Below are 23,130 nucleotides of genomic sequence, written 5' to 3'. Positions count from 1 at the left end.
GCTCCATGCGCTATGCCCTATAGACTAGCCAATGCTCTCAATCACCGGATGGAAGAAGAAAGCCAATCCCAAAACCGTATAGGCAGCCAGCAGCAGAGTGCCTTCCAGCCAGTCAGACCGGCCATCGGAACTCACAGAATTGGCAATCAGCACCGACACCGCCACCGCCACCAGTTCAAACGGATTGAAATCCAGATCCATCGGCTGGCCGAAGGCCCAGCCGGCGAGAACCAGCACCGGCGCGACAAACAGGGCAATTTGCAAGCTTGACCCCACCGCCACCGACACAGACAGATCCATCTTGTTCTTCATGGCCACTGTCACAGCGGTAGCGTGTTCGGCGGCGTTGCCAATAATCGGGACGAGGATAACGCCGGTGAACAGCGCCGTCAGCCCCAGACGCGCAGTCGCTTCCTCCAGGCTGTCTACAAGCAACTCTGACTCCACCGCCACCATCACGGTGCAGACAAACAGCACGCCAACCCACAGCCACAGATTGGTTTTGCCCTCAACCTCATCCGGTGCCAGGTTCGCCTCTGCGAGTTCCTCGTTGGCTTCCTCTGCCACACCGGCATCGTAGAGATAGGTGTGAGTCTTCATAGAAAACAGCAGCGTCAGCCCGTAGACCAAAATTAACACCACCGCCACAGCGCTCGAAAGCGTCTGCATGGTGACTTCATTAATGCCATTCGAGGTGACATCCACTGCAGTTGGCAGCAGAATGGCAATCACAGCCAGATTCATGGACGAAGCGTTCGTCCTGGCCACAATCGGCTGAAAGGTCTGCTCCTTGTAGCGCAAACCGCCCAAAAGCATCGACAAGCCCATCACCAGGAGCAAATTGCTGACAATCGAGCCGATGATACTGGCTTTGACCACATCAATGACTCCAGCTTTGAGCGCCACCAGACCGATAATCAGTTCCGTAGCGTTGCCAAAGGTAGCATTTAACAGCCCTCCCAGGGAAGGGCCAACGACGACGGCGATTTCTTCCGTGGCTGTGCCCATCCAGGCGGCCAGGGGGACAATGGCCAGTGCGGAGAGGAGAAACACCGACAGCGGTCCCCACTCCAGGAAGTGGGCGGCAATGGAAATCGGGATAAACAGCAGCAGGACTAAAAATATTTTGTTCGCTGACATTCAGGTTTCTCAGAGGAGACTGAAATTTCAGTTTAGCCAAGCTAGCAGTCCTTGCCGAGGGCGCTAGGCCACCTGTGCCATCTGACCCCACGTGCCTTTCATGCAAAATGTAAATCCATCCGCTGTATTTTTTGCACAACAATTTTGCATTCTGTCTTGCGGATGATGAAAGTTTTGTGCGAAACTGACAGGGAGTTGAAAACATGAGCTTGACGAGCCGGTGAGAGCGGGTATTAATACTGTGCGTCCCCGCCGCACCGGCGGCCAGCACTCCCGATGCCGCAAAATTTCCCGTCTCCTAAATTCGCGGCGTCGCCGGCCCCTAATTTCCAGACAGCACAGCGCTCAGGACAGCGCCAGCGGGCTTTCTCGCCCTCTGGTGCTAGCCGAATTCGACCGGCTCTGATGGCCAACCGCAGGCAAGACAGCTTGCCGGCTGAGCCCAAATACATTTAGTTTGCTTTGCAAAATTTATTGTTTTGTGCGCATGTAAAGAAAATTCCGGCAGAAAACCTGTCAGAATAGAGTGCAAATTAAATGATTAAAGCTTGGTGCGTCAATCCAGCAGTCTGTCTAGCCGGCAGGCAAATTCTATTTATCGACTGGGATTTGGTAATATGACAGCAACTTCCGATACTGCCTCTTTTAGTCCTGCAGCCCAAGGTGAGATCGCGGGCGCACTCCAGCAGGCTCCCGACCGGCTAGAAACGCCAAAAGACGCGCCAGGCAGCGATCCCCTGCAGGCAGCCACCGGCGTTTACGTCACCATACACGGACATTTTTACCAGCCGCCGCGCGAAAATCCCTACCTGGACGCGATTGAGCGCCAGCCGTCTGCGGCACCGTTCCACGACTGGAACGAACGGATTGACAGCGAGTGCTATCGCCCGAATGCCTTTGCGCGAGTCCTCAATGACCGGGGCGAGCTCGTGGGAATTGTCAACAACTATGAATATCTCAGCTTTAATATCGGTCCGACACTGATGTCGTGGCTGGAACGCTACGATGTGGAAGTTTACCAGCGGATTCTGGAAGCTGACCGCAAAAGCTGCGAGCGCCTGAACGGTCACGGCAATGCTATCGCCCAGGTTTACAACCACATCATCATGCCCCTGGCAAACGAGCGGGACAAGTACACCCAAATTCGCTGGGGGAAAGCAGATTTCCGCTCCCGGTTTGGCCGCGATCCCGAAGGCATGTGGCTGGCGGAAACCGCTGTGGACTATCCCACCCTGGAGGCGCTCGTCGCCGAGGGGATTAAGTTCATCATTCTGGCTCCTTACCAAGCTCAGCGCTGCCGCCCCCTACCCTCGCATGCCAGTAACGGGGAGGGTAAGGCGGAATGGCTGGAAGTGGGCGGGGGGCAAATCGACGCCACCCGACCCTATCGCTGTTTCTTGCCCGGTGGGGATCGGGCGCGGGACTATATCGACATCTTTTTCTACGATGGCCCGATTTCGCGGGACATGGGCTTTAACGATGTCCTCGACAGCTCGCACAAATTGGCGGGGCGCATCGGGATGGCGGTGCGCGGGGACAGCCGCACAAGCCAGCTGATTGCTGCGGCGACGGATGGGGAAACGTTTGGCCACCACAAGCGCGGCAAGGAGAAATGCCTCGCCTACGCTGTGACTCAAGAGTTTCCCCAGCGCGGCTGGACGGTGACAAACTTCGCCCATTACCTGAGCCTCCACCTCCCGACTTGGGAGGTGGAGCTCAAGCCGGTGACGGCGTGGAGTTGCTTTCACGGAGTCAGCCGGTGGCAAGATGACTGCGGTTGCGGCGCAACCGGCAACGGCTGGCACCAAAAGTGGCGTCGCCCCCTGCGGACGGCGCTCGACTGGCTGCGCGACCAGCTGATTGAGGTCTGTGAGGATGCCGGTCGCCGGCTGTTCCGCAATCCCTGGCTGGCGCGGGATGAGTACATCCAGGTGATCCGCGACCGCTCTCTGGAAAATGTTGAGCGCTTCCTCGCCCGCCACGCCTCTCACCAGCTGTCACCGGCAGAGCAGGTGGACGCCCTGCGCCTGCTGGAAATGCAGCGCCAAGGGCTGCTGATGTACACGAGCTGCGGCTGGTTTTTTGAGGAGCTGTCGCGTCCGGAGGGGGTGCAGATCCTCCGCTACGCCGCCCGGGCGCTGGAACTTGCCGGTGAGGTTGCCGGTGTGCAGCTGGAAAAGCAATTTGTGGAGCTGCTGGCTTTTGCCCCCACCAATGCTGACCTTTACAGGGATGGGGCAGCGGTGTACCGGCATCTGGTGGTCACCTCCCAGGTTCGCTTCGAGCAAGTGGCAGCGCACTACGCTATCAGTTCCCTGTTCACCACCTATCTGCCGATACAGCGGGTGTACTGCTACACCGCCCACCAGGTGGATTACCAGCTACAGCGCATGGGCCCTCTCACCGTGGCCGTTGGGCAGCTGCAGCTGATTTCGGAAATCACCCAGGAGAATGCCCAGTATGTCTTTGCCGTCCTGCATCTGGGGGGCTGGGATTTCCACTGCTGCATCCAGCCTTTCACTGGCCGCCGGTCTTACACGCAAATTAAAGATCGCCTGTTTGAAGCGCTGCAAGAGGCTTCTGCAGCTCACGCGATTCTGGCAATGGTGCAGCTGTTTGGGGAGCAGTCCTACAGCTTGCGCGACTTGTTCGCTGAGGAGCGCCACCGCATTATGCAGCTGCTCAGCCAGGAAACGCTGATCCGGGTGGAGCAGCTGTACACTCAGGTCTACCGGGACAATTACGGCATCTTGATGGGCTTCCACCGCGACGACCTGCCGGCACCGCAAGAGTTGCAAGTCGCTGCTGAGATTGCGCTGGGACACCGCTGCCTGACTTCGGTGCGGGAATTATACCATGAAATCAGCGATTTGTCAAAAGATGACGGGCGTGCGGGTCTGGGCCATTTGGCTGAGCTGGAAGCGCTGGCCACGGAAGCGAAGCACCTGCGGGCTAAGCTGAATGTGCCGGAAGCGAAGGAAACGTTGGAGCAGCTGATTTTGCGCTCGCTGTGGCACCTGCTGCGGGATGGGTGCGCGGCGACCTTTGAGGCGCTCCTCGACCGCATCGAGCGGATGATTGAGCTCGGACGCCAGCTGAACCTGCAGCTGAACCTGGAACGGGCGCAGGAACTCTACTGCCAGGAGCTGCGCAGTGAAATTGTGCCCGAATACTTTCAGTCGGAGAGCGTCGGGATGCGCCAGCTGCTGCTGCTGGGGCAAAAGTTGGCTGTGGATGTCAGCGCTTGGCTGCACTGGCTGCCGGTTTAGGGGCGCTGTAGCCGTATGTAGTTGGGCTTTAGCCCTACCGTATGTAGTTGGGCTAAAGCCCAAAGGTTCGTAGTTGGGCTAAAGCCCAAAGGTTCGTAGTTGGGCTAAAGCCCAACTGGTTGGCACCTCTGGTGACTCGTCAATATTTGCGAGTTGCGATGTCTTGCCATTCCAGCACCACCGGCAGCGGAACTCGCACCTTTAGGGACTGATTTGTCCCCAAAGGCAGCGAGAGCCGCACCGGCGAATTTTTGGGCAGCTGTGGCAAGATATTCAAGAGGTCCCACTCACCGACATTGGCAGCCGGTGCGCCGGCAGGGAACCTATCTGCTGCGGTGAATACTTCGCCCTTAGCGGCTGTAATTTCTAAGGGCTGCGGGTGAGCGAACTCCGCAACACCGGGAAATCCCACCAAGCGCAAATTGAGGCTCTCGACTTCACCTGCTGTCACCCGTTTAAATAGCACCACCTGCCAGGATTTTCCCGTCTCGTCTCGCAAAGTGTGCCGGGAGCGCACTAATATCTGCCCCGGCGCTTCTTCCATCTGACTCACCGCTGCAACCGCAGGTGATTGATTGCCCAAACCCACGCACAGCCACAGAATTAATCCGCAGGTAAACAAACATAATATCTTCCGCAAGTTACACCTCTTGATGGCTCACGTTTTTTTATATTATAATATTTTATGCACCCTTTATAGCAGTATGCACTTAGGTTAGAACATTAGACCTTCAGGCTCGGCGGACGCCGTACCTACGTCTATATAGCAGTAAGCATTTAGGAAACCTACATTCCGGCCTCCCTTACTCCCCTGCTCCCGAAGCTTCTATTGTTCTAACCAATATGACTGCTGCTATACTCGCCAAGTAGGGGCGAGTTTATCAATACTCCGATATGCGCCGCAGATATAGGAGCAGACAGTCAGTTGAATACAGGGGATCTCACTTGCTAGTAGAGAGAGGGACAGGCGAGACGCCTGTCCAACGTCCTAACCTAAACTTCACCCCCTTCACCAAACTAAGGCGCTAAATGTACGGATACATTAGGAGTTAGACCGAGCTTAATATCAACGGTAATCCCTTTCAGCGCTTGTATCTTTAATCGCTCTTGCAGCTCCTTGGTGATCAGCAAGCCGTTAAGGACGAGCGCCAAAAGCTTGTTGCTTTGATTGTCGGCTATCAATTTTTGAACAGCTTCTTTGTTAATCTGCTCGACGGAACCAACTAGGGAGGTTTGAATCTCTGGCACGAGGCCCATCTCTACTTTAAAACTCCCCACACTCAGGCCCAAACTTTCTGCTCGGGGGAGAATGTTTTGGTATTCCTCCAGAACTGCATTGAATTGTTCTTGTGCGGCGGCTGAAATTTCTGTCACTTGCTCTTGCAGTTGACCCTTAACTTCTTGGGCCTTATCTTTGACACTTTGGATCGGGTTGCTTAGCTTTTTGATGTCCACGAGGGCCTCCGAGGATATAGTTTCTTTTATTATAGCAGTAGCCATATTGGTTAGGACAACAGGAGCGGCGGGAGCGGCGGGAGCGGGGGAGGAAGGGAGGCGGGGGAGCCAGAATGTCCGTTCCCTCAGTGGCTATTGCTATAAAGCACTTTAGTGAGGCCGCAAAAATAAATAAAATATTAAATAAAGGAGGGATAGCTTCGAGAGGTTAAAATCCCGCTCACCAGCCGCTGGGGGTTTTTGGCCAGTTCTCTTGGAGAGAGGCGATTGATTGCCTCGCCGCCCCAACATCAGCGCGGTTGCCAGAAAAACGACCGGCTCTCAAACTGCTGAAAGAGTTGCGGTCGCGCCGGCTGCCATTTGACCGGCAGCCCCCGAATCGCCATCCCGTCTTGCGGAGTGGCGACGGTCACAAGCTGGGTCTGTGGCAGCGCAGTTGCGGTCGCGCCGGTATTCCACACCATTTTCGCTCTTGCTGGCTCTATTGGGGCCACCGGCACTCTGCCGGCGCTCCAGCCAGGTAAAAAGTTAGTAGTTTAACGCTCGCTCTTGCGCTAGTTGGGTATCTTTATCCACGGACAAGTTATATACCTCTATCACCTCCTGCAAATTCACGCCATCGTGACATTTGACTACTATTTGCACGTCCTCACAAGCTTCTACATAGAGGGGGTAATCTTCATCGCTGAAGGTATTGCAGACGACTATAAGGTGGGTAGCTCCTTGAGCTAGCCCCTCATCAAACCATCTGCTTAGGTCATCCTTAGTTGTTATCATTCTGCTCATAAAAACCTTAATTTCTTTCAAAACAGCAGCCTATTGAAAGCGCAGACCGAGCCGTACTCTTTGCGGCTTTTCCGTTTTGGCGGGCATCTCGCCAGAAAAGCTTGTCCTTTCGGACTCCCCATCAAGAGCGCTACTTCCTGAGAGGGCAGCTCCGCTCGGCTGTCATCTGTTGTGATTTTTCTACTCAGGAAAGGTAGGGGCAACCACGGGGGGATTGCCCCTGCCTGCTGCGTGCGCGCCATTAGTTGTGCGGTGCTGCTAACAGGCGCAAGCCGCCTCCTTTGTAGAAGGTTTTTCCGTTGACTCTTTTGTCGTTGAGAAGGTCAGTCAAGGACTGTAGGGGCGGGTGAAGCCAGAGATTGTTACTTCGCAGTTCAGAGTCTTGATAAACCCGCACCGGCACCGCGCTCGGCGAACCCAAGTCTGAAGAATGTTGGAATGTTAGATTCCCTCACCTTCTGGCACTCCCGGACTCCCGCGCATCGGGTCAAAAACTACCGACCTTAACCGTTATTGGCAGACGGTTCAATTATACACCCTTTTGCTTTTCCTGATAAACCGTTTTCGTGAACTCTTGAGAAATTTAATAAAATTTTATGATTTTAGGCGGCTGGCGCTTGCAGCGCTCTGGCTTTTGCAAGAGAACGCTATCAAACTTTGCCGGCAGATAGCGACCTCTGTTGTCTGTTGCGGTGAGACAGGGCTCTGGGGCGTCGAGAACCAGCAGCAGTCACAGCGATTGCAACGCTCCGGGCGTCTCTAGGCGCTCCCACTGACCGGCACTGGAGAATAATATCACGAACTGCCGCAGCTTTGCGCGCAAACGTCACCTGCGCCGGAAACTCATCTGAGATGCCGGTCAGAGAAATCCGCCCAAAGCAACTGCCATCCCTGTTTGATAATTTCCAGGATCGTCAAAAGTGCTTCACCGGCACCTGGGGGAATACCGGCACTGGGCAGCGCTGGGTGCGCCCAGCAGGCTCAAGAGAGCGACCGTCATTGCCAGCAGGCTGTAAGCGCTGCCAACGCACAATGGGGCGGTTTTGTCAAGACTTGGCGCAGCACCGTAAATCTTTCCGCTACACTACCCAGTTGAAATCAATATAGCAATTCTAAATAAATTGTCAAACATGGGGGTGGGGGCAGAAAACTGGTTTCTTTGAGAAACCGGGTTTCTCAGCGACCGCAACTAAAATAGAAAGGCTACAATATTTTTTCCGCAGGACTAAAGCACCTTTATATAGAAGTGCGACTGGAAGGCCAAAACTGGCAGCGCCCAGAATCCTCCAAACTCAGGCACGGCAGCAATTTGGCATTTTGGCAACACGCGGGGAAACTTTTGAGGGACGGTGGTAAAACGGGCGTCAAGCCAGGTGGGGCACCTCTAACAGCTGGCGGCGCACAAGCGGGACCCACAGCGCATTGAAAGCCCCCCGAAAAATTAGAGATTTGTTTCTCGCAAGGGACAGTAGATTATGCCACAGAGCCCCTACGCCACCGTTGCCTATCTAGTCAACCAATACCCAAAAGTGAGTCACAGCTTCATCCGGCGAGAGATTGCCGGTCTGGAAACTCACGGCATTCGGGTGGGGCGCTTTTCTATCCGTTACGGCGGCGCTAACCTGGCTGACGGTGCTGACGTTGCTGAACTGCAAAAAACTCGCACTGTCTTGGGGGTGGGGATAGCCGGCTTGCTGCGGGGCGTCCTGCGCACCGTCACAGCCCGACCGGCTCAGTTCCTGAAAGCACTGCGGCTAGCGCTCAAGACTGGCTGGCGCTCAGACCGGGGAGTGGCGCTGCATTTGGCTTACCTGGCGGAGGCGTGCGTCCTGCTGCGCTGGCTCTCAGATGCCGGTGCGGACCACCTTCACGCCCACTTCGGAACCAATTCGGCGGCGGTGGCGATGCTGGTGACGGAGCTTGGCGGTCCGCCTTACAGCTTCACGGTTCACGGTCCGGAAGAGTTTGACAGACCCCAACTTCTGGCTTTGCGAGAAAAAGTCGAGCGGGCTTCATTTGCGGTCACCGTCAGTGAATTCGGTCGCAGCCAACTTTACCGGTGGTGCAATTATAAGGACTGGTCAAAAATTCACATCATCCACTGCGGCGCAGACGAGCAATTTCTGGCAGCGCCGCACACCCCTGTGCCGGTGGAGCCGCGCCTGGTGTCTGTAGGCCGGCTTGACGTGCAGAAGGGCTATCCCATTTTATTGGAAGCCGCCAGCCGGCTGGCAGCCCAGGGCTTGCCGTTTCAACTGGTGCTGGTCGGCGATGGGCCAATGCGAGCGGAACTGGAAGCTCAAATCGCACGGCTCGGCTTGCAAAAGCGCGTCGAAATCCTCGGTTGGGCGAGCGGGGAGCGGGTGCGTCAGGAGATTCTGGCGGCGCGGGCGATGGTGCTGCCCAGTCTCGCTGAAGGTTTGCCGGTGGTGCTGATGGAGGCGCTGGCGCTGGGGCGTCCGGCTATCAGCACCTGTGTCGCCGGCATTCCTGAATTAATCGAGCCCGGTGTCAGCGGCTGGCTGGTGCCGGCGGGTTCGGTAGAGGCGCTGGCGGATGCGATGTCTGCCGCTTGCTGCGAGCCGGTGGAAAAGCTAGAGCAAATGGGCAAAAGGGGGGCGGAGCGTGTCGCCAAGCAGCACAATGCCGCTGTGGAGGCGGGAAAATTAGCCGCGCTGTTTCGGGCAAGCATTGACAGGGCGCGATTGGAAAGCTTAGAAACCGGGTTTTTGGAAAAAACTCGGTTTCGGGCACCCACGGAGCTTAGAAACCCGGTTTCTTAGGCTGGTTTTTATATGGTTTTACTGGTTGATACTGTGCTGTTTGCGCTCGCCCTCGGGCTGCTGGTTCCCAGTGCGGTCCTGTTCGCGGAGTGCGCTGCGGCGCTACTGCCGGCAGCTGGCGTTCAGTCGGATTCCGCCAAAGAAAAGCCCCGGGTGGCTGTATTAGTGCCGGCGCACAATGAGGAAGCAGCGATCCGAAAAACAGTTGAGACGCTGCAGCCGGAATTGAAAGCGGGCGACCGGCTGGTGGCTGTCGCAGATAATTGCAGCGACCGAACGGCGGAAGTTGCCCGTGAGGCGGGGGCTATTGTCATTGAACGGCGGGATGCGTCGCGTCGGGGGAAGGGCTACGCTTTGGACTGCGGTTTGCGGTTTCTGGAGGCCGATCCGCCGGCGGCGGTGGTGGTGGTGGATGCCGACTGCACTGTAGAGCCAGGCGCAGTTGAGCGTCTGGCGCGAATAGCGGTGGCCAAAGGAAGGCCGGTGCAGGCGACATACCTGCTGGAAGTGCCCCCCAGTCCTCAGGCGCGGGATTTGGTTTCGGCGCTGGCGTTTTTGGTGAAAAATTTAGTCCGCCCCCGGGGGCTTGACAGATTGGGTCTGCCATGCTTGCTCACCGGCACGGGAATGGCTTTTGAGCCGGCGGTGATTCGCTCGACTTCTTTAGCCACCGGCAACATTGTAGAGGACATGCAGCTGGGTTTGGATCTGGCGGTCGCGGGTCACCCGCCGGTGTTTGCCCCGGAGGCGAGAGTGACCGGCACTCTCCCCAAACAGGAGCCGGCGGCAAAAAGTCAGAGAACGCGATGGGAGCACGGTCACATAGAAACGCTGCTCACGCAAGTGCCCCGACTGCTCAAAGAAGCCATTCGGCAGAAGCGATTTGATTTGCTGGCGCTGGCGCTGGATTTGTGCGTGCCGCCGCTTTCTTTGCTGGTGATGCTGTGGGGGGCGGGCACTGCAGCCGCCATCTTGGCTGCGGTGTGGGGGGCGTCGCCGGTGCCCGCTTGCTTGCTAGCCGGCAGCGGGATGCTGATTTTTTTGTCGATAGTGACAGCTTGGGCGTTCTTTGGCCGTGCGGCGCTGCCGGTGCGGGCGCTGGCGGCTGTTCCGCTGTATTTGCTGTGGAAAATTCCGCTCTACCTGGCTTTTCTGGTCCGGCGTCAAACCGAGTGGGTGCGAACAGAACGCGACACCTGAGAGCTGTTGGGAGGAACCAGGCATCCCAACCCGCTCCCCGCTTTTCGCGGAGGGGGAGCCGGTGAAATTTCCGCCTCTTCCGAGCGCGGGAAGGGGGGTGGGGGGTTAGGTTTTTTGTGAACTATGGCCCAGAAACCCGGTTTCTTTAAGGAACCGGGTTTCTCAGTACCTCACTAATATGAGAGAGGCTATATCAGGGGGGGAATCTTCTTGCCCTTCCCCCCTCGCTTTTCCGTCTTCAGGGGGATGATTTCTTCAACGCCAGTGCCTAAGCTTGATAAAGATGGGGCCACTACCGCTTGGGTAGGAGAGGGAAAGTTCAAGAAAACCGCCGACTTTATTTGACAGGAAAATTTTAAGTTTAGGAAACTTTCAATGTCGAGAGTTTTAGAGATTCCGCAAACTTCAACAGCAATTGAAGCGCGGCGTTCCTGGCTGACGTCCGGCTGGCTATATCTAATTTTGGGGATTTTGCTAAATGGCATTATTTGGGGGGGAGCGATTCTGGCAATGAAAAAACAAGCCCCCAATTACACAGCTCAGTGGTCTTTACATCTTCCCCCGTCCAAGTCGGGAGTGAATGTTAACTTGCCGGGAGTGGGTCCCGCCTCATCTAGTGGCGAGCTGGCGGGGTACAGCCAGCGGTTAGATCCGCGAGACAATTACCAGTACCTAGCCAATAGCCCATCAGTGCTGTCGGCTGCGGCTAGGGCGGCTGGGGTGCCGGCAGCAAAATTTGGCAAACCAAAAATCACCTTGGTGCCGAATACTACAATCATGGAGTTTCAGATTAGCGGCGGCACTCCAGAAGAAGCTTATAAAAAAGCGCTGGCACTCAATGAAGCTTTAATCAAACAGGTGGATTTACTCAGCGTTAAGGAATCCCAGCGGCAAAAGGAAGAAACTCGAGCGGTTCTGCGCTCGGCTCAGGAGAAGTTTAAAGCCGCGCAAGAGCGCCTGTCGCAGTATAAGGCGACCTCAATTTTGAATAATTCTGACCAAATAGACAAAGTGGCAGATAATATTGAGGAGTTGCGCAAGGAAAGGTCGGAACTGTTAGGAGAGCAGCAGCTAGCGGCTCGCCGCCAGGAGCTGCTGTCTGCTAATCTGGGGATGTCGCCCCAACAAGCCGTTGATGCTTTGACTCTCCAAGGAGATCAAATCTTTCAAGAGTATTTAAAAAAGTACAGTGAAGCTAGCGCGAATCTTGTAACATTAATAGCCAAATGGACGCCGGCTTCCCCGATGGTTGAGGCGGAAAGAACTAAGCAGGCAGCGGCTCGCGCGGCTTTAATGGAGCGGGGGAATTTGATTCTGGCGAAGCCGGTGGAGCCAGAGGTTTTGGATTTTCTCACCCTGACCGTAAGTGGGGGCGCTTCTGGAGAGCGCGCGACTCTGTTCCAGGAGTTAATCACCGTGCGGGGAGAGGCGCAAGGAATGATGGCGAATGCTGAAGCGCTCAGCCAGCAAATTGCTGAGCAAGAAACCCGCCTCAAGCTTTTAACTAAGGAGCAGCCTACCTTAGATAGCCTGGATCAAGAGGTGCAAGTGGCTCAAGCGATTTTTACTTCTACGGTGGCGAAATTAAACTTGAGCCAGCCCGAGACTTCTGCGGCTTACCCACCGTTACAAATGCTAGCGGAGCCTAGCTTGCCAGACGCTCCCAGCGGGTCGAAGAAAAAATTCATATTAATGGGGGCAGCCGGCGCGTCTGTTGCCCTGACACCGGCTCTGGTTTTATTCTGGTTGAGTAAAAAAGGAATGATTAATCTGTTCCCACCCGAAGAATAGGTTTTGCTTTTCCGTATTGAATTGGGTTGCAAGCGCGAGTGGGGAATTTTGTGCGCGACAGAGGGATGAAACAGCGAAGCGGGCGGATTTTCACTGTTCTGGATGGCGCGAGGGCCACCGGCAGCTGCGCCCGCAGGCTGTCAGCACTACAGTAATGCCAGCTGTGCGGTGAGGGCTCCGACATACCGCTCGCTGTTGTGATGCTTGACAGCCAGTTCGTAGCCGCGCTCAGCCTGCTGTTGCGCCTCTTGGGGGTTATTCAGCAGGCGGAGGATCGCTTGGCGCAAACCGGCGGGATCGCCGGGATTGACGGCGGTGACTGCGCCCGGAGTGGCGAGGTAATCGGCAAGACCTCGGGTGCGAGTCACCACCACCGGTCGCCGGCACGCCATCGCCTCCAGCAGGGTGGTGATGCCGGCGCAGGATTTGCTGTCTGTGAGGCTGATGGCCACTACGTCGGCGTCGCGGTAGAGCTGCACCAGCTCGGGCCACGAGTAGAAGCGGCGGGACATATTGGCCGGCAGGGTTTTTGGGAACGCCCGCGCACTGGCGCGAGCGTCTCGGGAAAAACCGCTAATCTTGACGTCCACCTCTAGATCCTGTGTCGCTTCGGCGAGGGTGCGGCAGTCCCGCATCTCCAGTCCGGCGCTGGCAATCACTGGACGCCGCTTGTCTGGTGAGGGCGGACCGGGCGTGAAAAAGGTCGTGTCCGTCTGTTCGGGGAGCGTGCGGATGCGGCTTTCTGGGAGGCGCAGGGAGCGGCGGAGGAAATCGAACGCGGGGCGGGCGACCGGCAAGAACAGGTCAGTGCGCTGCGCCAAGCGGAACAGCTTCAAGGCCACACGCCCGCGAGGCCGGTCTATATTGTGGAGAGTGACGGCGATCTTGGGCCGGTCCGGTTTAGCGCCGCACAGCGCTGCTACAGGAATGCCAATATCTTCGCCGGTGCAGTATATCAGGTCGTCACTTGTGAGCTGTTCGGACAGGGTGCGGGCTAGGGCCCAGTGTTCGGGCCGGCTCGCTATTTGAGAGCGAATCCTGTCTGAAGGCAGCACCGGCTCGGCTCCCGGCTGGTGGACAGTCGCCCCCAGCTGCCGGCTGAGCGCCCACATGACGTGCCGGGGGCAAATGCCGGCAGCGGCGTCGCGGGCGATACTCTCTAGGTCTGCCGGTCGTCCTAAGGCTAAATGGTACTTCATGTTATTTTTTTAATAAATTGCCAAGATGCCAAGAACGCCAAGGAAAAGAAAGGAAAAGGAGGGGGAATATCTGAAGTTTTTCAGCGGGGTTTGAAGCGGCAGGTTTTTTCTGCGCCCCGGCAGCAGTCTGCTGGTAAATTTCAACCATCCGATCGATTTTGCGCTCCCAGTCAAAATGCTGGCGGATGCGCTCAATGCCGGCGCGCCCCATTTTCTGCCGCAGTTCGGGCGAGGCTGCCAGTTTCAGCATGGCGTCAGTCAGTCCGCTGACGAATGCTTTCCTAGATGCCGGCGCAACTAAAATACCGCAGGTAGAATCGAGATAATCTGCCGGTCCGCCCCAGCCGGTGGCAATCACCGGCAGCCCCATTGCCATTGCCTCCAAAACCACCGCTCCGCCGCACTCAAATAGGCTGGGCAGAACCAGTGCGTCGGCTTGCTGCAGTCTGGAGGCTACCCCCTCCTGAGAGAGCCAGCCGGCAAAGGCGACGCTGCCGGTTAAGCCTAAATTAGCCGCCTGAGCTTCTAATTGCTGCCGCCCTTCGCCGTCGCCAATAATTTCTAGGAGAGCACCGGTTTGGGCGGCGACCGGCACGAAAGCTTCCAGCAGTAAATCCACTGCTTTCCAGCCGACAAGCCGGCCAGCAAAAGCAAAATGCACTCTCTCGGAAGCCGGTTTAGATTTCAGGGGAGGGGGCTGCCACACCGAAAAATCCACCCCGTTGTCCGCCAGTTCAATGACTCGACCGCGGGTGCCCGCCGGCAGTGCCTGGAGAGTGCGCTGATTGGCAACTAGCACGGTTTGCGCCCTCAGCTTCCCGGGGAGAATGCGATTGCAGAAATTGGAGCACCGGCGACCGAGAGCTACTGCCAGCTGTTCTGAGAGGCTTTGGCGGGAGCTAAATGCCGGTGGGAATTCCATACCGCCGTTGAGCGGTCCGACAATAACCGGCGCGCAGAGAGCAAACATCAGTGAGGGGGATTTTGGCGAGACGGGTATGGGTTCGTGAACGATATCGATGCCGTGCTCGCGAACCAGCCGGCGGACGATGCGGCGCTGGAGGATTTGCGTGTGGAGGTGGCTGAGCAGCCCCACCGTAACTTCGCCCACCCGTGGCGGCAAAAGCGTCCCGCAACGATACAGCAGCCGGTGCAGCCAAGTGTCGGGTGCGAAGTGGAGCCGGTGGCTGTCCGAGGGAAACAGCGCTTCGAGTTCAGTCCGCGTGCGGGCGTGAACCACCAGCCACGCCTCAATGTTGCGCTGGCGGAGCAGCCGGAAGTAGTGCAGCGGCAAGATTGCCTCACCGCCGAACTGGGCGGAGGCGTGTTCAGCAACAATTAAAACTCGCATAACAGGTTTTCCTTCTCAGGAGATATCATCAATTTAGAAATTTGGGCCAGCGCACGTTTGAAAGCCTTTATAGGCGTTTTCAGTTGGATGGAGCAGGCCCCAGAAACCTGGTTTGTTAAAGAAACCGGGTTTCTCAGCACCTCACTAATATGAAAACCGCGCTTAGCTGACATTGTAGACTAAGAATTCAGGAGCCTGCCTGGAAACTTCAGCTAAGAACGGGGTGATTTGGCGGTTGATAGGGAGCGGGTTTAAATCCATAACCACGGCGCAATTTTTCGGAAAACAGAGCGAGTTGCGTTCTTCAGTCTGTATTTCCAGTGTTTGTAGCCTGTGTTGCTGAACCCGCTGTGACCTGCGACAGCCGGCTGAACCCTAAATCTAGGGATAATGGATTCTGACGGCAGGGCTTCTTCGACAACTTTATAAAGATAGTGCTCCGCCGAGCGATTCGGTGTGTCTCGCAGACTGTTAGCCCTGTCCCTAAAAAATTTGCTGTACCCTTCCAGCGTGAAGGAGAAAAACCGCAGGTCTATCCATTCGTTCCCGTACAGATACCTGCCCAGCGGGATTTGGCGCAAGTCACAATAAAGCGCGTAATTCGGTGGGGCTGTTTCGATGAGCCGGTCGATATTCATCAGGCGAAGCCTTCCGGTGACTTTCCATATTATATCACTTCCTGACAGCAAGCTTGAGCGATTTAATCCGTAATCAAGCAGTCTAAATTCGCCATAGGCTTTTCCAAATTTTGGCGGGTATTCATTCCCCTTAGGGAAAGAAATAATTTCAACCTGTTTGTCCCCGGCAGCCGCAGTTGCCAAGTCCTGAATGGCGCTCAGATCGCTATCGGAGTTCTCAAGGAATAGAATGCGGTCGATAAACTGGGAAGGAACCCCCAGATAAAATGTCAAGGCTTCACAATAATCCCGCAAGCGAACTTGTGGGTCTTTGCGGGCGAGGTTGATTGCGTCAGGAGGCGGCGCAATCGTGGCTGTCATCACCAAAGCGGCTGGGGTTTTCGGACTTCTACAAGCCGGATTCGATGTCATAATAGCGACAGGTGTGATTTTTATACTGACGCTCTTCCAGTCAAAATGGGGCGGCATTTGCGCTAGCAAAGTCAGGATTTTCTGCCGTTAATTTATATAGCATGTTTCTGATTTTGGGCCTATTAACTGATTGCTATAAAGGCAAAAAATAATCAACCGCAAGTAATTCCATCAGTTTTTGTACTCGATGATTCTCAGCTTAGCGCCCAGTAGCTGACCCTGTAAAAATCCCAATGCTCCTCCTAGCTGCGGGAACTTGCCCAGAACGCAGGAGAGGGCGTAGAGGGCGGCGCGATCGGGGGGGATGTTTTGGCGGCGGAGGTTAATGAAGATGCGGAAGCCTAGCACAGGATAGCCGGTGAGCAGCAACAGGCTCAAGCCGTGTGTTGGCCATGCCATCCCCAAGGCGAGTGCCGGCAAGACTAACCCCCAGAACCAAATACTGCGGCTTTCTCTGACCCAGTGGCGCTCCGGTTCGCCTCCGTGCAGCCAAGCTCCCTCGGCGTAGGCGTAACCGGCGCGGACAGCACGCTTCCACCACTGGCTCAAACGAGTCATTTGCGCGTCGTGCAGGGTCATTTCGGCATCGGCGCGCACAATTTTCCAGCCTTTTTGTCGGAGTCTGAGGCACAGTTCTGGCTCCTCACCGGCAATTAAAGCTGGATTGAACCCGCCGGCTTGTTGGAAGGCTTCTGCGCGCATCATGGCATCGCCACCGCAGGATTTGGTATCGCCCACCGGCGTGTCCCACTCCATATCGCAAAGCCGGTTGTAGATAGATAAGTCGGGATTTCGCTCGCGCCGGCGACCGCAAACGGCGGCGACGTCAGGTCTGGCGTCGAGTTCGCGCACTGCGCGCTCTATCCACCCGTCAACAATCTCGCAGTCGCCATCAACAAATTGCACAAATTCAATTTGCGGGCTGGCTCCCAGCAGGCGGGCGAAACCGGCATTGCGAGCGCGGGCGGCTGTAAACGGTACAGACAGGTCAAGATTAACCGCATCTACCCCGAGGGAGCGAGCTAATTCAACACTGCCATCTGTTGAACCTGAATCGACATAGACAACTTTAGCCACTTTTCCGATAGCGGAGAGCAGGCACTGGCGCAGGCGCTGGCCTTCATTCCGTCCAATAGCAACTAATCCGACTCGCTTCACAACCGTTTTCCCTGATTCCAAACCCACAGGTTAAAACTACTTTATTAAGGTAAAAATTCGGGCAATTTTGTGGTAAGGGATGAGTTCTGCTCTAGCGCAGCTCTCCCACCAGCAAGGAGTTTTATCAATATAGTCCTGCAAAGCATTGTATTTAGGCGCTCCGTTTTGCTGAGCGTACTCCAGAGCCCCCCAGCTCCCCCATTTACTGGGCTGCCCTATATCGGAAAAGTGCATAAAAAGAGTCCCCCCGGCTGCTTTCCAGTCATTCAGCAACTGGGTGTACATGCCGTACATTTCTGGACGCCTGTTCAGTTCGATAAAGAAGTTTGTGAGTCTCTCGTTATTCTCTCCCCCTTGAGAGCCGGTGATATGCTGCCCCCCTTCGTAAGCCACTAATTTTAAACCTTTTTGTTCCGCCACTTGGGAGTGATAGGTAAATAATTCATAAACGTCAGGCAAGCTATCTTTAGAACCGGCCAGTAAACGCCCCTCTTTTAATTGCTGAAAGGCTTTGCCAAAACCCCCATCTGGGTCATTCAACCAAGACTCTACTGTGCTGGAATTTTCTGGCGCACCCAAGCCGCCACTAAAATATCCCGTTATGGCATAGGCGTCAATCCCGTGCTGGTAGCAGGGTTGATTCCCCTCCGCCACCCAGTACGAGCATTCTAAAGGGTAATTTTCTAACCCTTTCCATGCTGTTTGAGTCCCCATCACGCAGGCGACGCGATTTTTTTGATTGCCGAATGCGCTTTTCCAGAGATCGCACATCTGAGCGGTGCGCATACCGTACCACTGCATAAAAGCATCTCCTTTATCCTGCCCCCACCGAGCTTTACCTTGTTGCAAGGCATAATGAGCTTGGTGAAATTGCCAATTCCAAACCTCATTAGAAAACTCTACATAAACTTTTAGATTTGATTTTAACCTATCTTTGACTAGCTGAGCGAACTCAGTCATATATTCATCAGTTGCCATGTGTGGCATATTAAACCACGGATCAGCCTCCATGCGATTGGCTAGCGCAACCATGATTTCAACCGGCACTCCTCCTCCATAGGCATAGGAGGCTTTTTCTACTGTTGGTCTTTTCTCCCACTCACTTTGGTCAGAATTATTTGTCTGCATCCAGTCCATAAAACGAAGCGCCCTAAACTGCTGAATCTTTTCTAGGAAATCCGGGGTGAAGATTTGGGACTGGTAATTTGCTTCATTTTCGGCTGGTACGACCCGAATGTTGCGAATATAATTTCCGGTTTTCTTGGGGTCGGTTGAGGTAATTATCAGGTGGGTGCCGGTGGGAGAGGGGGTGATATCAATCACATCCCTTCCAGGGGTTGAAGCGGCCTGATTTTTCTGAGCGTCAAAGCTGTATTCTATAGTGCCTTCTCCATCATACAGGACAACATACTGCCCCCCTGGATAGCGGTCATTATCAAGCAGGATTGTGCGCACGCGAGTGTACTCAGGAGGAGCTTCAGGAGACGGTAGGGACTTAACCCAGCCCCCCTCATCTAAGTCCAGTTTATCGTATTCATTCGTATCCCAAGCCCCGCTACACCCCGGCTCTCCGGACGCGCACTGAGTAATCCATTTCCTAGAAGATTTAAAGGCGTCCAAGAAAGGCATTTCAGTTGACCAGTCTGCAATACCGCTCAGGTTAGTGCCCAAGGGCGAGTCGCTATTCAGGGGGTTATTTATCAAAACGGCATCCCCCAACTGGACTGCCCAACCCGACAAATCCTTAAGATTGGCTAAAGTCGGAGTGATTAAAGCTAAAACTACAACCAATCCAAAAGCCATCACTGCCGGCAGAGATTTTATATTTATTTCTGGAGCTTTAAAAAAGCGGAAATTAGTCAAAATCATCCCCCTGCCTTTCTGGCTGACTGACAAAATTCAGAAAGCACACTTTTTTCTAGCCTCTGGCGGTTGCCGGCGAGAAGAATATCTGCAGCGCGAACCCGCCCAAAAGTCCGCCGAATTCTTCAGTTCGGTTCCCTCTCTACTGTTCAGGCTCCTGAATGGGCGCAGCGAACCTCCCGATAAATCAGGTTAGTTTCGCCGGCTCTCAGAAAACTGTTCAACTCCAATTGTGCCCCAGCAGCAGGTGAGCGTGTTGCCATTTTGGCAGAAAAATTTTTGGGCCAGACAATCTGCGGCTCAGCCTGCCGGTGGTGAGGTTTGCCGGCGAGCCCATATCCGCAGATAGGTGAATCAGCGCACCGTTTGGGGGAGGCAGCATGAGTCCCCTTCGATGTTGCAGTTCAGCGGGATCGCAGCTCCACTCACACCGATTCAGAATCGGTGCTCTATCGCACTAGCAGAAAAAGCGTCCGGCGATGCCACCGCGCGACAGACACGTTTGATCCCGGCGGATAGATTTAAGAAGTTGGCGTCACCAGTCCGGGCTGCGGTTAATTTTCTCACAGATTCCATCCGGTTCTGGGGCAGAAACTTGTAGTCAAATCATCGATTCAAAACGGGGATGCAGAATATTTAGATTTTACAATTTTTGCGGGGATACCAACTGCTGAGTGCCCCGCAGGTATGTCCGACAGCACCACAGCGTTTGCCCCGATGTTCGCATCATCTCCAATGGTAACATTGCCAAGGATTTTCGCACCGGCACCCACATTGACGCGAGCGCCCAATTTCGGCGCGTCAAACGGACGGTCCAAGTAGCGATTCCCCAGGGTGACTCCCTGACGGATAATACTGTCATCCCCAATACAGCAATTGCCGTGAATAACGATCGCCCCCTGGTGCTCAACAATCACGCGGCAACCGAGCTGAACCGTGTAAGGTAAATCTATCCCGTAGACGTTGCGGACTTTTCGATACAGAGCCCGGTAGAGAATGCTGAAGGGAGCCCGCAAGAGTTTAGGCTGGATTCCCATTCTCCAGACACCAAAACGCTGAATGGCAACCGCCCGAAATCCGGGCTTAGTCCAGTCGCATCCGTGAGAAACCCAGTCTTCTTTAATCTGTTCCCAGAGTTGCCGCAGGGTGAGGGGTTTGAAATCGCTCAAATTGCACCTCCTTTAAGGAATACGCTGTTGCGGAGGAAATCGCCGAGGAGTTTTGGCGGATCGGAATCCGGTTTGCCTTGAAGCTGCCGGCGCACCCTCCACAAAGCAAAACCGGAAGCCCAAGCGGCATCTGCTAAAGCTGCGTACAGCCAGCCGTAGTTTTTGAGAAAGTATCGCCGCCTTGAATCAAACCAGTAGCTGGGAAGGCGTTTGGGTGGGCGCTTAGTGTCGGTGACGCCTGAACTTTGCCCGACCAGGTGGACAACCCGACTTTCTGGTACGTACCAGCAATTCCAGCCGGCTTTTTTCGCCAGGAGGCAAAAGTCCATTTCTTCATAATACATGAAATATCCCTCATCCAGCAACCCAATCGCCTCAAATACCGCGCGGCGGACGATCATGCTAGCGCCAGCCACCCAGTCAGTTTGACAGGGGAGTTGGGAAACGGGAGGCGCAACCGCCCACTTCAATAATAGGTTCGACACCACTCCCAAACGCAAGCCGAAATCAAGCTCGCTCAGCACACTTGGAAAGCGAAAAGCTGACTGCTGCGGCGTGCCGTCGGGATCTTCCAGCCGGCTGCCGGCAATCCCCACCTCCGGATGTTCATCCATGAAATCTGCCAGTGCTTTTAGGGCACCGGGGCGAACCGTGGTGTCTGGATTGAGCAGCAGAAAATAGACCGGTGGGTTGGCTGACTGCAGCGCCGCGCGAATGGCGGCGTTGTTGCCGAAGGCGTATCCGCCGTTGCGCTCTAATGGCATCAGCGTCGCCCACTCACCCCAGCCCTCGGTTTCAATGGCGGCTGCAATTTTTTCTACTGAACCATCGCCCGAAGCGTTGTCGGTGATGGCAATGCGAGTGCCCGGTAATGAGCGCACTTCATCTGCTAAAGATCGCAAGCAGTCAATCGTCAGACTGGGCGTGCGGTAGTTAAGGATGACTGTGAGCATGCGGGTTGGACTATCTGACAGGTCAGACATAGATTTTCTCTCATCTGAGGTTTTACAGTCGGTTAGATACAGTTTTGCCCCCGGGAAGTTACAGCCGCACAACCGTACAGTCACTTTTTAAAATTATATCCTTCAAATTTCCTGGCAGAACGGCTTGTAAGCGGATTCCTGTTTGCCCTGACATGCGGGAGAATTTTGTTCAAGCCGCGCCAGGAAAAAGGAGCCTCGTTTTTCACAGAATCGGGAGAGGAGAGCCATTCCCCTACCGGCGGATGGGTGTCGCGGATAGATTTTATAGCAGTAGCCACTTAGATTAGGACATTAAACCTTCAGGCCGGGCGTTAGCGCAGCGGCGCGTTAGCGCTACGCCTGCCCTACGTCTATATCCCAGCAGTAATATGGGTTAGAACAATAGGAGCCGGAGTGCGGGGGTGCAAAAGAGGCCGTAATGTACGAACCTAAGTGCATACTGCTATACAAACCACGGCGATAAACGCTGGCGAACTGCTCTCCGCACCGGCGCAAGCTTTCTATCATTCTGAGGGGGGGAGCTTCTTGCATTTTAGCCAGACTGGGAAAAAAAATCGAGGTCAGGCTGCAAAATTCCTGTCAGCTGTTGCCTCCTAACGTCCCGCCGAGTTCTCCAGCCTGATGCATTCCAACAAGGACAGACTTGAGTGCCGCACCCCAGCTGCGAGAAAAGTCATAAAATTGCTCTTGCACCCCCAGACAGCCCCGTCGCTTTTCTTCGTAGAAGTCGCGGTCGTCGCACAGATCGAGCAGGGCGTCAGTGTACCCCTTGATGTCATTGGGTGGAACTTCTACAACTGCATCCCGCACGCAGGACAAAGCCGGACATACCGCTGAGGTGACAACAGGACGTCCAGACAAAACGCTTTCGGCTATAACCTGATTGAACCCCTCCACAAACTCCGTTCTCGTCGGCACAATCACCGCATGCGCTTGCTGGAACATCTGGCGCATTTTCGGCTTGTTGCAGTATCCGTGACACGCAAAGCTTGAATCGAGGTTGGCTTGTGTGGCGGCGAGACGCAAAGGCTCCAGCGCCGATCCCTCTCCGCAAAGATCGAACTTAATATCGTGCCGTCCCGCATCGGCCAAACCCCCGGCAATTTTCAGAAGATCGAACACGCCTTTATCGAGCTCGATGCGCCCCGCGAAAAAAACCCGAAACGGCGAGCGCTTCTCGTCAGGCTCAGCCACATCAGCGAACTCCGTCCGGCGGTAAGCGGGGAGGAATTTCAGAATGGGCTGGAGATCGCCTCCTGTGAGAGCCTCCACCTGCTCAGCGATATCTTCCGATGCCGCTAAAATAGCGCTGCAGCCGGTGGCAAAAAAATAGCGGTTCAGTTTTAAAATCCATTTTTCTAGCGTGCGCGGGGAGGTGTACTTGCACCAAAGGGCGCAGTGAAGTGACGGTATCGCTCGCACCCCCAATCGCTCGAGAAGCGACAGGACAAACCAGTGTGTCGTTCCATCGGCGATGATCGCCACATCGGCTCTGAAGCAGACCGCACTGACGATCAGCCCCAAACCGTACCGCAACTGACCCAAGTGATACAGCAGACCAGACGCAGTGCGAAATGGGTTCGGACGGTGCTCAATCCTGAATTGACCGTCACGCAGGAGTTTCTTCTCCCCAAATGAGGAGATGGCATAGCCTTGTGCGTCCAAGGCGCGGCACACTTCGTAGAATTGACTCGAATAAGTGATCGCAACCTGCGAGGGGTCGTCTCGCCCGTTAACCCAGTGGCTGTAGGTTCCAATTATATTCCCGGGACCGGCTGCGTACAGGAGTCGAAGTGGTTTGGACATTGATTTGGGGAAAATTAATCTGGGAAGGAAACTTTCGACCGGCTCGTATCGGCAGCGTTTCTAGCAGGCTGTTTCCGCCGCTCAACCCGTTTCCCCCTAGGGGGGTCGGGTTAAAGTGGGCGGGCACA

General features: G+C 55.1%; 21 protein-coding genes. 5 read left to right on the top strand and 16 right to left on the bottom strand.

What is annotated here, in order from left to right; all coding sequences use genetic code 11:
* Positions 1-24 precede the first annotated feature (24 nt).
* Together cax and OSC10802_RS0122910 are read right to left on the bottom strand one after the other, a co-directional pair.
* On the bottom strand, positions 25-1,140 hold the full coding sequence (gene cax / locus OSC10802_RS0122915; protein ID WP_017719108.1) for a calcium/proton exchanger: 1,116 nt from the start codon (positions 1,138-1,140) through the stop codon (positions 25-27).
* A 233-nt stretch (positions 1,141-1,373) separates the two neighbouring features.
* Positions 1,374-1,592, bottom strand: coding sequence for a hypothetical protein (locus tag OSC10802_RS0122910; RefSeq protein ID WP_017719107.1), 219 nt, complete (start codon positions 1,590-1,592; stop codon positions 1,374-1,376).
* Positions 1,593-1,757: 165 nt separating this feature from the next.
* Between OSC10802_RS0122910 and OSC10802_RS0122905 the strand changes: the two genes are divergently transcribed.
* Positions 1,758-4,409, top strand: a complete 2,652-nt coding sequence (locus OSC10802_RS0122905; RefSeq protein ID WP_017719106.1) for a DUF3536 domain-containing protein — start codon at positions 1,758-1,760, stop codon at positions 4,407-4,409.
* Positions 4,410-4,548: 139 nt separating this feature from the next.
* On the opposite strand, the gene OSC10802_RS0122900 is transcribed toward OSC10802_RS0122905, so the two are convergent.
* The 5 genes from OSC10802_RS0122900 to OSC10802_RS50720 all read right to left on the bottom strand — a co-directional run bounded on the left by OSC10802_RS0122900 (position 4,549) and on the right by OSC10802_RS50720 (position 7,071).
* Positions 4,549-5,031: a DUF3122 domain-containing protein gene (locus OSC10802_RS0122900; protein ID WP_017719105.1), complete on the bottom strand. Its 483-nt coding sequence runs from the start codon at positions 5,029-5,031 to the stop codon at positions 4,549-4,551.
* Between the two features lie 395 nt (positions 5,032-5,426).
* Positions 5,427-5,909 carry a hypothetical protein gene (locus tag OSC10802_RS0122895; RefSeq protein WP_232731729.1) on the bottom strand — a complete coding sequence of 161 codons (483 nt, stop codon included), beginning with the start codon at positions 5,907-5,909 and terminating at the stop codon, positions 5,427-5,429.
* 245 nt (positions 5,910-6,154) lie between these two features.
* Positions 6,155-6,328 (bottom strand): hypothetical protein, encoded by a 174-nt coding sequence (locus OSC10802_RS50725; protein WP_155968231.1) that lies wholly within the window; start codon positions 6,326-6,328, stop codon positions 6,155-6,157.
* A gap of 64 nt (positions 6,329-6,392) precedes the next feature.
* Positions 6,393-6,650 carry a hypothetical protein gene (locus OSC10802_RS0122885; protein WP_155968230.1) on the bottom strand — a complete coding sequence of 86 codons (258 nt, stop codon included), beginning with the start codon at positions 6,648-6,650 and terminating at the stop codon, positions 6,393-6,395.
* A gap of 241 nt (positions 6,651-6,891) precedes the next feature.
* On the bottom strand, positions 6,892-7,071 hold the full coding sequence (locus OSC10802_RS50720) for a hypothetical protein (RefSeq protein ID WP_155968228.1): 180 nt from the start codon (positions 7,069-7,071) through the stop codon (positions 6,892-6,894).
* A 1,054-nt stretch (positions 7,072-8,125) separates the two neighbouring features.
* Here OSC10802_RS50720 and OSC10802_RS0122870 point away from each other — a divergent pair.
* The 3 genes from OSC10802_RS0122870 (at position 8,126) to OSC10802_RS41360 (ending at position 12,424) form a co-directional block, all read left to right on the top strand.
* Complete coding sequence (locus OSC10802_RS0122870) at positions 8,126-9,433, top strand: glycosyltransferase family 4 protein (protein ID WP_017719099.1); 1,308 nt, start codon at positions 8,126-8,128, stop codon at positions 9,431-9,433.
* A gap of 12 nt (positions 9,434-9,445) precedes the next feature.
* A complete protein-coding gene (locus tag OSC10802_RS0122865; RefSeq protein WP_017719098.1) occupies positions 9,446-10,633 on the top strand; it encodes a glycosyltransferase family 2 protein in 1,188 nt (395 codons plus the stop codon).
* 375 nt (positions 10,634-11,008) lie between these two features.
* Entirely contained in the window at positions 11,009-12,424 is a 1,416-nt protein-coding gene (locus OSC10802_RS41360) for a GumC family protein (RefSeq protein WP_017719097.1), read from the top strand.
* A gap of 146 nt (positions 12,425-12,570) precedes the next feature.
* Here the strand turns inward: OSC10802_RS41360 and OSC10802_RS0122855 are convergent, their stop codons facing one another.
* From OSC10802_RS0122855 to OSC10802_RS0122815, 8 genes are all read right to left on the bottom strand, one after another.
* Complete coding sequence (locus OSC10802_RS0122855) at positions 12,571-13,623, bottom strand: glycosyltransferase family 4 protein (protein ID WP_017719096.1); 1,053 nt, start codon at positions 13,621-13,623, stop codon at positions 12,571-12,573.
* A 1-nt stretch (position 13,624) separates the two neighbouring features.
* The gene (locus OSC10802_RS0122850; RefSeq protein ID WP_017719095.1) at positions 13,625-14,974 is read right to left on the bottom strand and encodes a glycosyltransferase family 4 protein; all 1,350 of its coding nucleotides are present in this window, start codon (positions 14,972-14,974) and stop codon (positions 13,625-13,627) included.
* 251 nt (positions 14,975-15,225) lie between these two features.
* On the bottom strand, positions 15,226-16,023 hold the full coding sequence (locus OSC10802_RS0122840; protein ID WP_155968227.1) for a hypothetical protein: 798 nt from the start codon (positions 16,021-16,023) through the stop codon (positions 15,226-15,228).
* A 171-nt stretch (positions 16,024-16,194) separates the two neighbouring features.
* Positions 16,195-17,181, bottom strand: coding sequence for a glycosyltransferase family 2 protein (locus OSC10802_RS0122835; protein WP_026098721.1), 987 nt, complete (start codon positions 17,179-17,181; stop codon positions 16,195-16,197).
* Between the two features lie 36 nt (positions 17,182-17,217).
* Positions 17,218-19,050: a cellulose-binding protein gene (locus tag OSC10802_RS41355; protein ID WP_198525169.1), complete on the bottom strand. Its 1,833-nt coding sequence runs from the start codon at positions 19,048-19,050 to the stop codon at positions 17,218-17,220.
* A gap of 214 nt (positions 19,051-19,264) precedes the next feature.
* Entirely contained in the window at positions 19,265-19,426 is a 162-nt protein-coding gene (locus OSC10802_RS50715; RefSeq protein WP_017719088.1) for a hypothetical protein, read from the bottom strand.
* Positions 19,427-19,658: 232 nt separating this feature from the next.
* Positions 19,659-20,213, bottom strand: a complete 555-nt coding sequence (locus OSC10802_RS0122820) for a serine O-acetyltransferase (RefSeq protein WP_017719087.1) — start codon at positions 20,211-20,213, stop codon at positions 19,659-19,661.
* Entirely contained in the window at positions 20,210-21,196 is a 987-nt protein-coding gene (locus OSC10802_RS0122815; protein ID WP_017719086.1) for a glycosyltransferase family 2 protein, read from the bottom strand. The genes OSC10802_RS0122820 and OSC10802_RS0122815 overlap by 4 nt, the downstream gene beginning before the upstream one ends.
* A 432-nt stretch (positions 21,197-21,628) precedes the next feature.
* On the opposite strand from OSC10802_RS0122815, the gene OSC10802_RS50710 reads away from it, so the two are divergent.
* Entirely contained in the window at positions 21,629-21,793 is a 165-nt protein-coding gene (locus tag OSC10802_RS50710) for a hypothetical protein (protein WP_155968226.1), read from the top strand.
* Here the strand turns inward: OSC10802_RS50710 and OSC10802_RS0122810 are convergent.
* Entirely contained in the window at positions 21,776-23,002 is a 1,227-nt protein-coding gene (locus tag OSC10802_RS0122810) for a glycosyltransferase family 4 protein (RefSeq protein ID WP_017719085.1), read from the bottom strand. The two genes, OSC10802_RS50710 and OSC10802_RS0122810, sit on opposite strands and share 18 nt — an antisense overlap.
* Positions 23,003-23,130 lie beyond the last annotated feature (128 nt).

Source organism: Kamptonema formosum PCC 10802 (genome assembly GCF_000332335.1).
In the GTDB taxonomy this organism is placed as follows: domain Bacteria; phylum Cyanobacteriota; class Cyanobacteriia; order Cyanobacteriales; family Oscillatoriaceae; genus Oscillatoria.
The sequence above is the reverse complement of the archived record's forward strand: the minus strand, read 5'-3'. Positions and strand labels throughout refer to the sequence as shown.